This is a genomic window from Pasteurella atlantica, assembly GCF_963693435.1.
Classification (GTDB): Bacteria; Pseudomonadota; Gammaproteobacteria; order Enterobacterales; family Pasteurellaceae; genus Phocoenobacter; species Phocoenobacter atlanticus.
Map to the genome: position 1 here is coordinate 912,246 of NZ_OY856306.1, position 13,995 is coordinate 926,240.

A 13,995-nucleotide genomic window follows, 5' to 3' on the forward strand; every position below is an offset into this window, starting at 1 on the left:
AAATGGCAAGAAAAGAACAAAATGCAGCAGAGATTAAGCTTCCTTATAAGCTAATCCCATTTATGAAATACCGAATGACGGGTTATCTCTTCTCTTTGGTTGTAATTGCTTTTAGCTTATTTTTTATTGTGACTAAAGGCTTAAACTGGGGATTAGATTTTACAGGCGGTACAGTGATTGAAACCACTTTTTCACAATCAGCAGATTTGGGAAAAGTACGTTCAGAGTTAGATAAAAATGGTTATGGTAGTGCAATAGTACAAACTTTAGGTGGTACAAAAGATTTAATGATCCGTCTACCTGCTGCGGAAGCAGACAGCAAAGTAAGTACTAATGTCATTAATGTTATTCATCAACATATTGATCCAAAAGCACAAATTAAAAGTGCGGAGTTTGTCGGACCAAATGTGGGTAAAGAATTAACAGAAAGTGCTATTTACGGAACATTAGCAACATTAGCAATGTTATTGCTTTATGTTGGATTACGTTTTGAATGGCGTTTAGCAGTAGGGGCAATTGCAGCACTATTCCACGATGTTATTGTCACAATTGGCTTTTTCTCATTACTACAAATTGAGATTGATTTAACCTTTGTGGCGGCGATCTTATCCGTTGTGGGTTACTCACTGAATGATAGTATCGTGGTATTCGACCGTGTACGTGAAAACTTCCGTAAAGTACGTCGTTCAAATACCATTGAAATTGTTGATATTTCATTAAGCCAAACGCTATCTCGTACCTTGATGACCTCATTAACAACCTTAGTTGTGGTATTAGCTCTATTTTGGCTGGGTGGTTCAACCTTACATAGCTTCTCATTAGCATTATTAATCGGTATCGCATTTGGTACCTATTCCTCAATCTACATTGCAATTGGCATTGCATTAAGATTAGGTTTAACTCGTGATCATATGATCCCACCTGTTGTGGAAAAAGAAGGTGCAGATCAAGAAGCCTTTATTAATTATTAAGGTTTAATGATCAATGTGTAATTAAGGCAGATTAATTCTGCCTTTCTTTTATTATCAACATTGTTATTAAAGTTTATTCAAATTGGAAAATATTATGCTAGCGATTATTTCTCCTGCAAAAACATTAGATTACAAAACACAACTCCCTAGTTTTGCAAAAACTCAACCACAACTGACCGCTTATAGCCAACAGCTAATTGATATTTGTAAACAGCTTTCTCCTCAAGATGTTGCGAGTTTAATGAAAATCAGTGATAAATTGGCAACCTTAAATGCAGTACGATTTGCAGAATGGCAGTTGGAACATAATGAGAATAATGCTAAACAAGCACTATTTGCCTTTAAAGGGGATGTTTATACAGGACTTGATGCAACGAGTTTAACCACAACTGAAATTGAGTTTGCTCAATCTCATTTAGCTATTTTATCAGGGTTATATGGTTTACTTAAACCTCTAGATTTAATGCAACCTTATCGTCTTGAAATGGGAACAAAATTAACTAACCCTAAAGGTAAAAATTTATATGATTTTTGGGGCAGTGTAATTACACAACAATTACAGAAAACCCTTGATAAACAAGGGGATAATATTTTGGTTAATCTTGCTTCTGACGAATATTTTAATTCAGTAAAAACCAAAGAGTTAAAAGCAACAATAATCAAACCGATCTTTTTAGATGAAAAAAAGGGAAAATTCAAAACCATTAGTTTTTATGCCAAAAAAGCACGTGGAATGATGGTGCGTTATATTTTGAAAAATCAATTAACGGAAGTTGAAAAATTAAAAGAATTTAATTTAGGTGGCTATTGGTTTGATGAAGATAGCTCAACGGAAACAGAATGGGTCTTTAAACGTACTGAAATTGAAGCGCTTGCTTATAAAGAAATGAAAAGTAGTTAAAATGAAACAGGGCAACAGTAAACTTTTAACTATTGACTTTAAAAAATTAATAGTAATAATATTCAAAAAGGTACAAAAAATATAAATAATACCCCCTCCCTAGCCCTCCCCCGCAAGCGGAGGAGGGGACTGTATAAGAGGATGTGCAGACTTTTGGTCGTCATCGCTCTTTTATGTAAATGTAGGTGAGAGAAACTTTTCTTTCGATGCAAAAAATTCCTCCCTCCGCTTGCGGGGGGGAGGCTAGGAGGGGGGGATTTCAAATACGAGCTTTCCCTAAAAGATGAAAAAATTAAAACTTTTTATTTTTGTAAATTTTTGTTTATATCTTACCGCTTGTGTGAATAGCTATGCAGCGCCTAGAGCGATGTTTTTTCAAGTCCCACAAAAAATCACTTTTGATGGACAAGAATATATAAAATCAAATTATAGCCGATTAGAAGGTATGGAGCATATTGTGTATTTACCTCACAATAAAAAGGTAAATACTAAAAATTGGCAACAGGCTATTTTTATCTTTTTAGATAATAGTGTAGCAGTGAGACCTGCAATTTCTTTAGAAGAGCGTATTCATATACGTGAAAATGTGTATAAGTCACAGCATAAAATATTAGCAGATTTAATCATTAATAATGCGGAATTACAAAGTAAAATTATTTCTCCTCCCACAGAAAGAGAGCATAATATTTTATTAGAAGTTTCTCGAGGACGTAATTCACAATGTGGATTTGGTGAAATACAATATGCAATTAAGCGGTTAGATTTTGCAAAAAATTTACCAAATGTGACCGCTTATAAAAAAGAGATAATTAAACTTGCAGATCGATTTAAACAATTAGATTGGCAAATTTTGTGTAAATAAAGATATTAAGCAGGATTATTAATATCAACAAATTCAACAATCAAATTATATTCTTTTGCTAGCCATTCCCCCACTGCTTTTATGCCATCTCTCTCTGTGGCGTGATGTCCTGCTGCAAAGTAGTAAATACCTTGTTCACAGGCAGAATGGTAAGTTCTCTCTGATATTTCACCTGAAATAAAAGCGTCTAATCCTTTTTGAGCAGCAAGATCAATATAATCCTGCCCACCACCTGTGCAAATCCCAATAGTTTTAATTAATTTTTGAGGATATTCAGCAGTGAAGTCACCACATAGGGTTGGTTTTCGATTTAATATTTTCTCAAGTTTATCCGCTAATTCATTGGCTGAAATGGGTGTATCTAATTCACCATAAACAGGGATAGAGTAGGGAGTATCTTCTAATCCGTGTAGTTGTGTAATCCCTAATTTTTGTGCCAGCTGTGTATTGTTGCCCAGTTCAGGGTGAATATCAACAGGTAAGTGGTAACCATATAAGTTAATATCATTGATGAGTAACTGTTTTATACGTTTTCCTTTCATTCCTCGAATAGAAGGTTCTTCATTTTTCCAAAAGTAGCCGTGATGAACCAATATAGCGTCTGCATTGCGTTTTATGGCTTCTTCAATTAAAGGTAAGCAGGCAGTTACCCCTGTAATAATTTTAGTAATATTAGATTTTCCTTCAACTTGTAAACCGTTAGGGGCATAGTCTTTAATTGCTTGGCTATTTAATTTTATGTTTAAAATATGTTCTAATTCTAAATTATTTAACATTACTTTTTTCCTTTATTAAGCGGTATGATTTTGAGATAAATTTGCAAATTTTTATTTAAATGTGACCGCTATTTTTCCATAAAATAATTACTATCAAGAGTAAGTTGTAAGAATAAATTAAGCGGAATATCTACGTTATTTTGCTGTTTTCCAGTCATATCAAAGTACTTAAAACGCCCTTTACTTGGCTGTATCTGGTATTGTTTACCATCTGGCATTATTGCCACTCGCCATTTACTATTCGCACTTAATAGCCACTTATGATTATTTTCATTTATTAGGTCAATACCTTGAGAGTAGTCTTTCGTTGAGTTTGTTACGCCAAAGAGATTGTTTAAAAGTGTTGGTAAAATATCTAAATGGCTGGATAGCTGTTCATAGGACTCTGTTTGCCCTTTCCAATACATAATCATAGGTACTTGAGTGCGTAATTTATCAAATGAATTCTTCATTTCCGTCTTTTTGCTTAAATCTGAGGTAATAATTACCACCGTATTTTGAAGCAATTTTTGTTCTGTTAGGGTACTCCAAATCTGAGCAATTTGTTTATCAAGAATTTGTTCTTTGGCTACTTTAAGATCTAAATAATTAAAAAATGGAGCGGTATGATAATTTTCTATCCACTTTTTCCATTGAATAATCATTTGCTGATTAGAGTGGGGAGTATGTAATTTTAATTGGTTGAATAATGAGCGGTGATAAATAGGTGCTTTAAATCCTTTGGCGGAAAACAGTCCAAATTTATATTGGTTTTGTTTTAAAATATCAATTAATGGTGATGATTTTTGTTCATTTAAAATAGAATCAACATATTGCCCTGTTAATCCATAAAATAAATTAACAATACTCGCCATTGCACTATCACCTGCAATGTAATGTTGAGTAAAATTAAGTGAATTTAGACGAATATCGACTAAATTTGGCATCTTTTCTAAAGAAATTGCCTTATTACTTAAATTCGAAATATTTACAATAATTACATTTGTTTTCTCTTCTATTTTATCTGCGTTTAGTATTTTTTTAGGGTAATCTAAATAAAAGGCTTCTGGGCGACCGTGTTCTTTGATCTGTTGCTCTAAAACAGAATGATTGGCTAAACCGTGTTTTTCAAAAAATGTTTTTGCTGTCATTGGATAAGAGAGCGGATAGTTTGATTTTTGTGCGGTAATTGGACGATAGAAAGTAATGTCTGCCCACGCATAAAAAAGATGTGTTGCAGTAAAACAACAAATGAAAAACAGTGCAACAAATTTTCCCCATCTTTGACGAGCAAAGCGACGTAGCTTATGCCATATCCAATAAGAACTGATAATTTCTGCCATTAAAATGGCTAGAATAGGAATGATCATTTGCCAATGAATTAAAGACGTCAGTTCTTTGGGGCGAATAAAAATTTTCCAAACCAGAGGAGATAAATGTAAATAGAGTGTTTTAAATATTTCCGTATCAATTAACAGTATTACCATTCCAATCGTGGCAATAATTACTGAGGTAACTCGGAAAGCTAATTGGTTTCTGATAATAAAACTTAATGGAAACAGTAGTAATAAATAAACAGCAAAAACGATAAAGCTAAAATGCCCAAATAAACTGATAAAGAAATACAATTTTCCTAACAAGGTATTTGGCCAGTCAGCATTGAATGCATAACGAGAAGCAATAAAAAGGACAATACCAATATTAAAAAAACTAAACCAGTGTCCCCACGTGATACGTTGAGAAAGTGCTTCAGCTTCAGGTCGTTGTTGAAATAATTTAAACATATCAGTGTTTAGTCATTAATGAGTTTTTTAAAGCTTGTGAAAAGGTGTCTGCCAAATGTTCACGTTGTTCAGGGTCATTGATATTATTCAGTAAAATATTGCTGACCATATTACCAAGCACCATTAATGAAAGATCAACAGGGGTTTTATTTTTTTCTAATACAGTAATCAATTCATTGAGTAGTGTATCTAATTGTTCATTGTTATATTTAGATTTTATAGCCATAGTAAAAATTTTTGTAAGATAATTGGAATAATAATAACATAAATTTGTAAATTTTTATGTAGATCTTACCGCTTATTTTTTGAGGGTAACTTTCAGTATTCTTCCAATATCCGTTAAGCTATTGACAGTGATGACACCTGCTTCTTGTAATACTCGATATTTCTCTTCTGCGGTTCCTTTTCCTCCGCTAATAATTGCCCCTGCGTGTCCCATTCTTTTTCCTTTTGGGGCAGTTATTCCTGCGATGTAGCCAATCACTGGTTTGGTGATATGCTGTTTAATAAATTCAGCGGCTTCTTCTTCGGCAGTTCCTCCGATTTCCCCAATCATTACTATTGCTTCTGTTTGTGGATCTTGCTCAAAGAGTTTTAAAATATCAATAAAACTAGAGCCTGAGATAGGATCTCCACCAATGCCGACACAAGTCGATTGCCCTAATCCTGCATCCGTGGTTTGTTTTACTGCTTCATAGGTCAGTGTTCCAGAGCGAGAAATAATCCCAATTTTGCCTTTTTTGTGAATATGAGCAGGCATAATCCCAACTTTGCATTCATCTGGCGTGATGACTCCCGGACAATTTGGACCTATCATCATTGTCTCACTTTGGTTCAAACGTTGTTTTACCTCAAGCATATCTAATACAGGGATACCTTCTGTAATACAAATAATGAGTTTAATACCGCCATCGATTGCTTCTAAAATAGCATCTTTACAGCCACTTGCAGGTACGTAAATAACAGACACTGTTGCTCCCGTATTGTTTACGGCATCACGCACAGTATTAAAAACCGGTAAGCCTAAATGCGTAGTTCCTCCTTTATTTGGAGATACGCCACCCACAAGCTGTGTACCATAAGCCAGTGCATCGGTGCAATGTAAGGTGCCTTGACTACCCGTAAATCCCTGACAAATTACCTTACTATTTTTATCGATTAAAATTGCCATTATTGATTTCCTTATTTTTTTTTGCAACCTCTACGGCAAGTTGTGTTGCCTGTGTAAGGTTTGTTGCACTGATAATATTTAAGTGACATTCAGAAAGAATATGATGAGCAATTTCAGCATTATTACCTTCTAAACGTACAATGACGGGAATTTCAATTCCGATTTCATTGACTGCGGCAATAATTCCTTTTGCGATTAAATCACAACGTACAATACCGCCAAAAATATTGACTAAAATAACGTTAATATCGTGATCTGATAAAATTAACTTAAATGCCTCTGTTACTCGTTCAGCCGTAATTTTACCTCCCACATCAAGAAAATTAGCAGGATGTCCACCAAAGGCTTTTATACTATCCATTGTTCCCATTGCAAGCCCAGCACCATTGACCACACAGCCAATATTACCTTTGAGGGCAACATAGTTTAACTGATAAGATTCTGCAATGACTTCTCGAGGATCTTGTTGAGTAGGATCATTAAATTGTTGTAATTCAGTTTGGCGGTAGAGAGCATTATCATCCACAATCATTTTGGCATCTAAGCAGACCAAATCCCCTGTTTGAGTAATGGCAAGAGGGTTAATTTCTAATAAGGATAAATCTTTTTGCTTAAATAAGGTCACGAGCTGCATAAAAAATTGTGTAAATTGTTTAACTTGATTGCCTTGCAATCCTAATTTAAATGCTAATTCACGTCCTTGATAAGGCATTGCACCTAAGGGGTCAATAATCGTTTTATAAATTAAATCAGGGTGTGCTTGAGCAATCTCTTCAATGTTTACTCCTCCTTCACTTGAGGCAATAAATACAATTTTTTGTAATGAGCGATCAATGACAACACTGATATAAATTTCACGTTCAATTGCTGTATTTTCTTCTACATAAATGGTGTGTACAGGCAACCCCATAGGAGCAGTTTGATAAGTCACTAATTGCCTTCCAAATCTTTGATTGGCAAAGGTTAATGCATCCGCTTCATTGCTTACTACTTTTATTCCACCTGCTTTACCTCGTCCACCAGTATGCACTTGGCATTTCAATACCCATTGTGATGATTGAATATGTTGTAACGCTTGTTTTATTTGTGCTAAATTCTGACAAGCTATTCCTTTAGGAATAGCAATATCATATTGAGCTAGCAGTTGTTTAGCTTGATATTCGTGTAAGTTCATTTAGATTAACTCTCTCAATACTTTAAGTTTTTGTTGCTTATCACAATCTTGCTCCGCCACTTTATTTAACTTATCAATTAAATCATCATTTTTATCTTCTTTAATATAACTGACAGGCTGAATTTGTGAAATTTGCTCAGCATAAGCGGTCAGATCTTCTAATAATTTTACCTTTTCTTCATCATCGTGATATTGATTAAATAGCTCATTAATTGATTGACTGAATTGTTGTGCCTTTTCATTAATTTGTTGATCACAATATTTTTGCCAACGAATTTGTTCGCTACGAGTGAGTGTGTGAGGATAGTGTCTGGCACGATAATTGAATAGTAATTTTTCTACACGAGGATCACTAAATTTTAAGCCGTGATTGGCTAATTCTTCAGGTTTAAGGGTGCGTAAAATTGCCATATTATTTTTATCTGCATTAGAAAAAAAGGATTCATACAGCGTAAGTTCAACATTGGTCGCTTCTGCAAAGGTTCGCTCTTCACTGAAGATATCGCTTACTTTCTCTCGAATTAAATTTTTATGTTGTTTTAAACGTTTTAAATTTTCTAAACAGTAGCTACGATCGATCCCTAAACGATCGGCATTTTCAGGTAATAAGGTTTTTGCAGGTGCAATAATAGGGCATTTGTTAATATGCACTAATTTTAACGGAACAGAATACAAGCCTTGTTCTTCTAATAATGCTTTTTTCGTATAAAGTCGTTCTTGTAAAACACGAGGATCTTCATTAAGCAAATCATCAACATTACCCGCTAAATCACACACAATTACGGCATTTTGATTGGTTGGATGCCACGCAATAGGTACCACCCACGCAGTATTTCCACGATAATTGCCCAGCATTCCAGATACGTGAACAAGAGGCGTCATTTCACCTGTGTCGATCATTTTTTCAATGGCTTTTTTGCCACGATTTTCAAAGAAAAATTGGAATAATTTTGGTTGTTTTTGTTTAATCAACTTTGCCATTCCAATGGTTGCATACACGTCTGCCATCGCATCGTGGGCATCACTATGCTCAATACCATTGGCTTTAGTTAAATTTTCTAATTTAAAGCTTGGATTACCTTCCTCATCATACGCCCAATTTATACCATCAGGACGTAACGCATAACAGGCTCGTACTACATCAAGCAAATCCCAACGAGAGTTACCATTTTTCCAGCTATATTCATAAGGATCAAAAAAGTTACGAAAGAAAGTATAACGTGTCATTTCATCATCATAACGAATATTGTTATAGCCCATTACACAAGTATTCGGTTGGCTAAATTCTTGATGAATACGCTCACTAAATTCAGGTTCAACCAAGCCTTCTTTATTGCAGTGTTGAGGTGTAATACCTGTTACCATTACTGCTTCAGGTGAAGGTAAATAATCAGGTGTTTGCTTGCAATAAAACATTACTGGTTTGCCGATGATATTAAAATCACTGTCAGTACGAATACCTGCAAATTGAGCAGGGCGGTCACTGGCTGGATTAATTCCAAAACTTTCGTAGTCGTAAATAAAAAAGGTCTGTTTATTCATTGCTTATTTTGATAGTAAATTTGGAGGAATTGTAGCATAAATTTATAACGGTAAAAATTATAAAAATAACTGATATATTTGTTGTAGGGGAGTGATTAGCAAACGTAGTTTGCGTATATCCTCCCATAGCTTGATATAAAAATTCCCACAAAATATTATTAGCCATAAATATAGCGGGTAGATCAAATCAAAAATTTACAAATTTAATAATTTCACATATATACGTAGGGTGGATACACAAAACGTAGCGTCAAAGTATGCATTGACGAATGGATATTCAGAAATTTGGGATAAATGTGATGATATTATAATTGTGCAAAATAGATAGAAAACAGGGTATCCCCAGCTTCTACAATATGATTACATTTTTATGCTCTTGATTAGTTATATTTTATCAGTAAGATATTTAAAATAAATAAGCGGGTAGTTAGCGGAGTTAAATTCGCAAATGTTGGAAGTTAATATAAAAAGAGATCATAAGAGAAATTAAAATGCAAAGCTTATTAATACTTATTGTTATTATTACATCGACTTATGGGGCATTTTCTGCTCTTAAATACTTAACTTTGTCTCTAGAAAGCCAAAATCGATTAAAACATCCAACTAATCCTATTCGTAAAATAACAGAGCAAGAAAAAGTGTTTTTATCCTCCCATTTAACTATTCATTCTTTGTCACTGGTTTCTGATCAGATTTATCAACTCAATAATGCAAAAATTACCTTTGCAAAATTATTTCTTCCAAGAATGAAGAAAACAAGCGTTAAAATACAGGCTGACGGCATTAATATCTTTTTTCCTTATCCTTTAGATAATTTTTTGATAGCAGAAAATACCATTGAATACGTGGTGACTAAAGTTGGGCGTGAACTGTATGCGACCGCTATATCAGTGAATGGGCATAATTTTTTACAACCAAATATTGAATTATGGGGATTTAAACCAGAAGCAAAAGTTTTATCTACTCGTAATGAAAGCAAAATAGAATATCGTGTTAGACAAAGCAAAATAAGTTATGGTTGGGGGCTGTTTTATTTCTGTTTAGCGTTGTTATTTTGTTTGATGAGTTTAATGTCTGAACAAATGCTTTTTTTAAATATATGGCAAAGTGCAGCGGTGATTAGCATAGTGTTGATGATTTATAGTGTACTAAAAACAAAATCCAAAAATGCTGTTATAAAAGAAGTAAAAAGGATTAAAGGCACACCAAAATTTTTGCCAACTAAACACTTAGAAGATGTCAGAGTAACCCTATCAACTTACTTTGTTGGTTTAAATTTTCCGACTACAGAAGGTTATAAAAATCAATTAAATGATAAAAATAAAAGCCAACAAGAGAGTACCGAAGCAGAAGTGGTATTTGATGAAAAGAGTAAGCATTACACCTTATTAAGTGTTGCAAATGGTTTATCCGTTGAAGAACATTATAAAAAACATCCACCAAGACCAAATGATCGTTTAGGGGCATTTTCTTTTTTTGCTATGTTATGGTTTGCTCTATTTTATTTCACCACACCGCCATTATTAGAAAATATTACTGCTGTAGAGCATTATTTATTGAAAAATAATCATAAAATACTCTCTCAACCTAAGGAATTATTAAATGCAAAAAGGGGGGATTATGTTGATTTTATCGATTTAACAAATAATGTGGATGTAGAAATTGATCATTCAAATCAACTCGACCCTAATGCTATTCGTATTTTCCCTAAAGAGCGACTACAACTACCACAAGATTCTGATGAACTCATTGCTTTAGCAGAAGGTGATTTTTTTGAAATAGAAAACAGTTACTCACGTTTAAAGGATATTTATTTTTCAAGAAAATACAGTGGATTGAAAAATAATTTATCTCAACCACCAGAACAAGAAATTATATCTAGCTATTCAATGGGTTCTGCACCTGTGGTTAAAATTATTGAACCAAATAACCTGCTGAATTTATTAGATAAAGTATGTTCAGAGAAACTCACAAATTCTTGTGAACAGCTATATCAAGATTTAGCACAACAATTTTCAACACCCCAAAATTTGTATTTAATTCATCTTTATCAAGACTATAAAAATAAGCCACTTCCTGTTGCAGAATTTAAACAGTATTTTGGTTATGAAAGATTATTAACATTACAACAAACTGTAAATATTTTACGTAATACGGTTATGCACTGGGCAAATCAACATAGACAAAAAAATAAACAAATTAAAGATATTGCTAATCTTACTCAGGATCGTGGGGGGATTATTTTAAAAAGAGAAGGTATTTTAAATGAAATTGTGCCTTATAGTTCTTTTGATACCATAATGGACAAAATTCAAAAGGTACAAAAGAGGCAGAATACTAAAAAGAGTATTGCAGGCGTGATCAGTAAGGTTTCTACTACAAAAGGTATTTTAACTCTTGATCTCATAAAACCAACCAAAGTATATAACAGACATTCTATAACCATAGTTGTGGCTAAATGTTTGATTTTTATCGTAATGTTATTGGTGCTTTTATCTTATATTTTTCCAGCAAGGTATCCTAAAAGCAATATTAAAAAATAAGCGGTCACTTAATTGAATAAATTTACCAAATTTAGAATGAGGTGAAGCGGTATTCTTTTCTATTTAAGCGGTACGATTTTCCCCTAAATTTGCAAATTTATGGTAGGATCGTACCGCTTTATTATTTACAGAACAACAATTAGAAAACAAACAACAGATTATGAAATTTATTATTAAACTTTTTCCTGAAATTATGATTAAGAGTGATTCGGTTCGTAAACGCTTTATCAAAATTTTAACCAGCAATATCCGTAATACCTTAATTAAACACGATGAAACTGTGACAGTTGTGCGTAATTGGGATTTTATTGAAGTCCGCACCAAAGATGAAACAAAAAAACAGCTTGTGTTAGATTTATTGCAACGCACACCTGGTATTCATCATATTTTAGAAGTGGAAGAAACGCCTTTCACCGATATGCACGATATTTTTGAACAAACGTATCTTGCTGTAAAAGATCAGTTAGAAAATAAAACCTTTTGTGTACGTGTAAAACGCAAAGGAAAACACGAATTCCGTTCGATTGATTTAGAGCGTTATATTGGCGGTGGATTAAATCAGCGTATTGAATCAGCAAAAGTAAAATTAACCAAGCCAGACGTGACGGTTCGTGTGGATATTGATCACGATAAAATGCTATTTATTAGAGAACGCTATCAAGGGCTAGGTGGCTATCCTATCGGTACCCAAGAAGATGTGCTTTCTCTGATTTCTGGCGGTTTTGATTCAGGTGTTTCAAGTTATATGCTATTAAGACGTGGTTCTCGTGTGCATTATTGTTTCTTTAATCTAGGTGGAGTAGCTCACGAAATCGGAGTGAAACAAATGGCGTATCATATTTGGAGCCGTTATAGTACATCTCACAAAGTGCGTTTTATTGCGGTTAATTTTGAAGATGTGGTCGGTGAAATCTTAGAAAAAGTTGAAAATGGTCAAATGGGGGTAATTTTAAAACGTATGATGGTGCGAGCAGCAAGTAAAGTTGCTGAACGTTTTAATATTGAGGCTATTGTGACAGGAGAAGCCTTAGGACAAGTTTCAAGCCAAACCTTAACCAATTTACGTTTAATTGATAAAGCCTCCGAGCGTTTAGTGTTGCGTCCGTTAATCACTCACGATAAAGAACAAATTATTGCAATGGCGAAACAAATTGGCACAGATGATATTGCCAAAAGTATGCCAGAATTTTGTGGCGTGATTTCTAAAAATCCAACCGTAAAAGCCATTGAAAGTAAAATTTTAGAAGAAGAAAATCACTTTAATTTTGAGATTTTAAATCAAGCCGTTGAGAATGCTGATGTGTTAGATATTCGAGAAATTGCAGCTCAAACAGAAAAAGAAGTTGTGGCGGTTGAAACAACTTCTGAATTTAGTGACAATGATATTGTTTTAGATATTCGTAGCCCTGAAGAAGTGGATGAAGTCGCTTTTGAATTGGAGGGTGTGGAAGTGAAACATTTACCTTTTTATAAATTATCAAGTCAGTTTGGTGAGTTAGATCAGTCTAAAAACTATTTGCTTTATTGTAGTAGAGGAGTGATGAGTAAATTACAGGCACTTTACTTAAAAGAGAAAGGTTTTATGAATGTGAAAGTGTTCATCATTTAATTAATAAAGGAAATCCAATGAGTCAATTTTTTTATATCCATCCAGATAATCCACAACAACGTTTGATTAATCAGGCAGTGGAAATTATTAAGCAAGGTGGAGTAATTGTATATCCAACAGATTCAGGCTATGCATTAGGTTGTGGTATCGGAGAGAAACGAGCGATAGATAAAATTGTAGAAATTCGTAAATTACCTCAAAATCATAATTTTACATTGGTTTGCAGTGATTTATCAGAGCTATCAAATTATGCGTTAGTGACCAATGTTTCCTATCGTTTAATTAAAAATAACGTGCCAAATCCCTACACTTTTATTCTTCCTGCGACCAAAGAAGTACCACGTCGTTTATGGACGAAGCGTAAAACTATAGGTATTCGAGTGCCTAAAAATAATATTGCATTGGCTTTATTACAAACCTTGGGTGAGCCGATTTTATCTTGTTCACTAATGTTACCAGATGAAGAGATTACCCAATCTGATCCTGATGAAATCAGAAATTATTTAGAACGTCGAGTAGAATTGATTATTCACGGAGGGTATTTAGGACAAACCCCCACGACAGTGATTGATTTAACAGACGATACACCAATGATTATTCGTGAAGGAATGGGCGATTTAACGCCTTTCTTAGCATAAAAATAATTAATAACCGACGCTTGTGAAAGCGACAACCAAAAGGAA

The 13,995-nt window shown here is 33.8% G+C and carries 12 protein-coding genes; 6 read left to right on the forward strand and 6 right to left on the reverse strand.

What is annotated here, in order from left to right:
* Positions 1-2: 2 nt before the first annotated feature.
* The 3 genes from secF to U9966_RS04360 all read left to right on the forward strand — a co-directional run bounded on the left by secF (position 3) and on the right by U9966_RS04360 (position 2,734).
* Positions 3-971, forward strand: coding sequence for a protein translocase subunit SecF (secF, locus tag U9966_RS04350; RefSeq protein WP_306347320.1), 969 nt, complete (start codon positions 3-5; stop codon positions 969-971).
* A gap of 94 nt (positions 972-1,065) precedes the next feature.
* A complete protein-coding gene (gene yaaA / locus U9966_RS04355; RefSeq protein WP_306347319.1) occupies positions 1,066-1,872 on the forward strand; it encodes a peroxide stress protein YaaA in 807 nt (268 codons plus the stop codon).
* A 283-nt stretch (positions 1,873-2,155) separates the two neighbouring features.
* Positions 2,156-2,734 carry an ABC transporter ATPase gene (locus U9966_RS04360; protein ID WP_306347318.1) on the forward strand — a complete coding sequence of 193 codons (579 nt, stop codon included), beginning with the start codon at positions 2,156-2,158 and terminating at the stop codon, positions 2,732-2,734.
* A 5-nt stretch (positions 2,735-2,739) separates the two neighbouring features.
* Here U9966_RS04360 and U9966_RS04365 read toward each other — a convergent pair whose 3' ends face one another.
* The 6 genes from U9966_RS04365 to sbcB all read right to left on the reverse strand — a co-directional run bounded on the left by U9966_RS04365 (position 2,740) and on the right by sbcB (position 9,160).
* Entirely contained in the window at positions 2,740-3,510 is a 771-nt protein-coding gene (locus tag U9966_RS04365; RefSeq protein WP_306347317.1) for a Nif3-like dinuclear metal center hexameric protein, read from the reverse strand.
* 68 nt (positions 3,511-3,578) lie between these two features.
* Positions 3,579-5,273 carry a DUF3413 domain-containing protein gene (locus tag U9966_RS04370; RefSeq protein WP_306347316.1) on the reverse strand — a complete coding sequence of 565 codons (1,695 nt, stop codon included), beginning with the start codon at positions 5,271-5,273 and terminating at the stop codon, positions 3,579-3,581.
* A gap of 1 nt (position 5,274) precedes the next feature.
* Entirely contained in the window at positions 5,275-5,499 is a 225-nt protein-coding gene (locus tag U9966_RS04375) for a YejL family protein (RefSeq protein ID WP_211597704.1), read from the reverse strand.
* 72 nt (positions 5,500-5,571) lie between these two features.
* Positions 5,572-6,444, reverse strand: coding sequence for a succinate--CoA ligase subunit alpha (gene sucD, locus U9966_RS04380; RefSeq protein WP_306347315.1), 873 nt, complete (start codon positions 6,442-6,444; stop codon positions 5,572-5,574).
* Positions 6,425-7,618 (reverse strand): ADP-forming succinate--CoA ligase subunit beta, encoded by a 1,194-nt coding sequence (sucC, locus tag U9966_RS04385; RefSeq protein ID WP_306347314.1) that lies wholly within the window; start codon positions 7,616-7,618, stop codon positions 6,425-6,427. Before sucC ends, sucD begins: the two co-directional genes overlap by 20 nt.
* On the reverse strand, positions 7,619-9,160 hold the full coding sequence (gene sbcB, locus U9966_RS04390; RefSeq protein WP_306347313.1) for an exodeoxyribonuclease I: 1,542 nt from the start codon (positions 9,158-9,160) through the stop codon (positions 7,619-7,621).
* A 491-nt stretch (positions 9,161-9,651) separates the two neighbouring features.
* On the opposite strand from sbcB, the gene U9966_RS04395 reads away from it, so the two are divergent.
* The 3 genes from U9966_RS04395 (at position 9,652) to U9966_RS04405 (ending at position 13,950) form a co-directional block, all read left to right on the forward strand.
* Positions 9,652-11,703, forward strand: a complete 2,052-nt coding sequence (locus U9966_RS04395) for a hypothetical protein (RefSeq protein WP_306347312.1) — start codon at positions 9,652-9,654, stop codon at positions 11,701-11,703.
* Between the two features lie 160 nt (positions 11,704-11,863).
* Positions 11,864-13,312, forward strand: coding sequence for a tRNA uracil 4-sulfurtransferase ThiI (gene thiI, locus U9966_RS04400; protein WP_306347311.1), 1,449 nt, complete (start codon positions 11,864-11,866; stop codon positions 13,310-13,312).
* 17 nt (positions 13,313-13,329) lie between these two features.
* Positions 13,330-13,950 (forward strand): L-threonylcarbamoyladenylate synthase, encoded by a 621-nt coding sequence (locus tag U9966_RS04405; protein WP_306347310.1) that lies wholly within the window; start codon positions 13,330-13,332, stop codon positions 13,948-13,950.
* The last annotated feature ends 45 nt before the right edge of the window (positions 13,951-13,995 follow it).

Excerpts from the sequence above, each read along its gene's own strand:
- U9966_RS04375 (WP_211597704.1), bottom strand. The coding sequence starts at position 5,499 with ATGGCTATAAAATCTAAATATAACAATGAACAATTAGATACACTACTC.
- U9966_RS04365 (WP_306347317.1), bottom strand. The coding sequence starts at position 3,510 with ATGTTAAATAATTTAGAATTAGAACATATTTTAAACATAAAATTAAAT.
- U9966_RS04395 (WP_306347312.1), top strand. The coding sequence starts at position 9,652 with ATGCAAAGCTTATTAATACTTATTGTTATTATTACATCGACTTATGGG.
- yaaA (WP_306347319.1), top strand. The coding sequence starts at position 1,066 with ATGCTAGCGATTATTTCTCCTGCAAAAACATTAGATTACAAAACACAA.
- U9966_RS04405 (WP_306347310.1), top strand. The coding sequence starts at position 13,330 with ATGAGTCAATTTTTTTATATCCATCCAGATAATCCACAACAACGTTTG.
- secF (WP_306347320.1), top strand. The coding sequence starts at position 3 with ATGGCAAGAAAAGAACAAAATGCAGCAGAGATTAAGCTTCCTTATAAG.
- sucC (WP_306347314.1), bottom strand. The coding sequence starts at position 7,618 with ATGAACTTACACGAATATCAAGCTAAACAACTGCTAGCTCAATATGAT.
- U9966_RS04370 (WP_306347316.1), bottom strand. The coding sequence starts at position 5,273 with ATGTTTAAATTATTTCAACAACGACCTGAAGCTGAAGCACTTTCTCAA.
- U9966_RS04360 (WP_306347318.1), top strand. The coding sequence starts at position 2,156 with ATGAAAAAATTAAAACTTTTTATTTTTGTAAATTTTTGTTTATATCTT.
- sbcB (WP_306347313.1), bottom strand. The coding sequence starts at position 9,160 with ATGAATAAACAGACCTTTTTTATTTACGACTACGAAAGTTTTGGAATT.
- sucD (WP_306347315.1), bottom strand. The coding sequence starts at position 6,444 with ATGGCAATTTTAATCGATAAAAATAGTAAGGTAATTTGTCAGGGATTT.
- thiI (WP_306347311.1), top strand. The coding sequence starts at position 11,864 with ATGAAATTTATTATTAAACTTTTTCCTGAAATTATGATTAAGAGTGAT.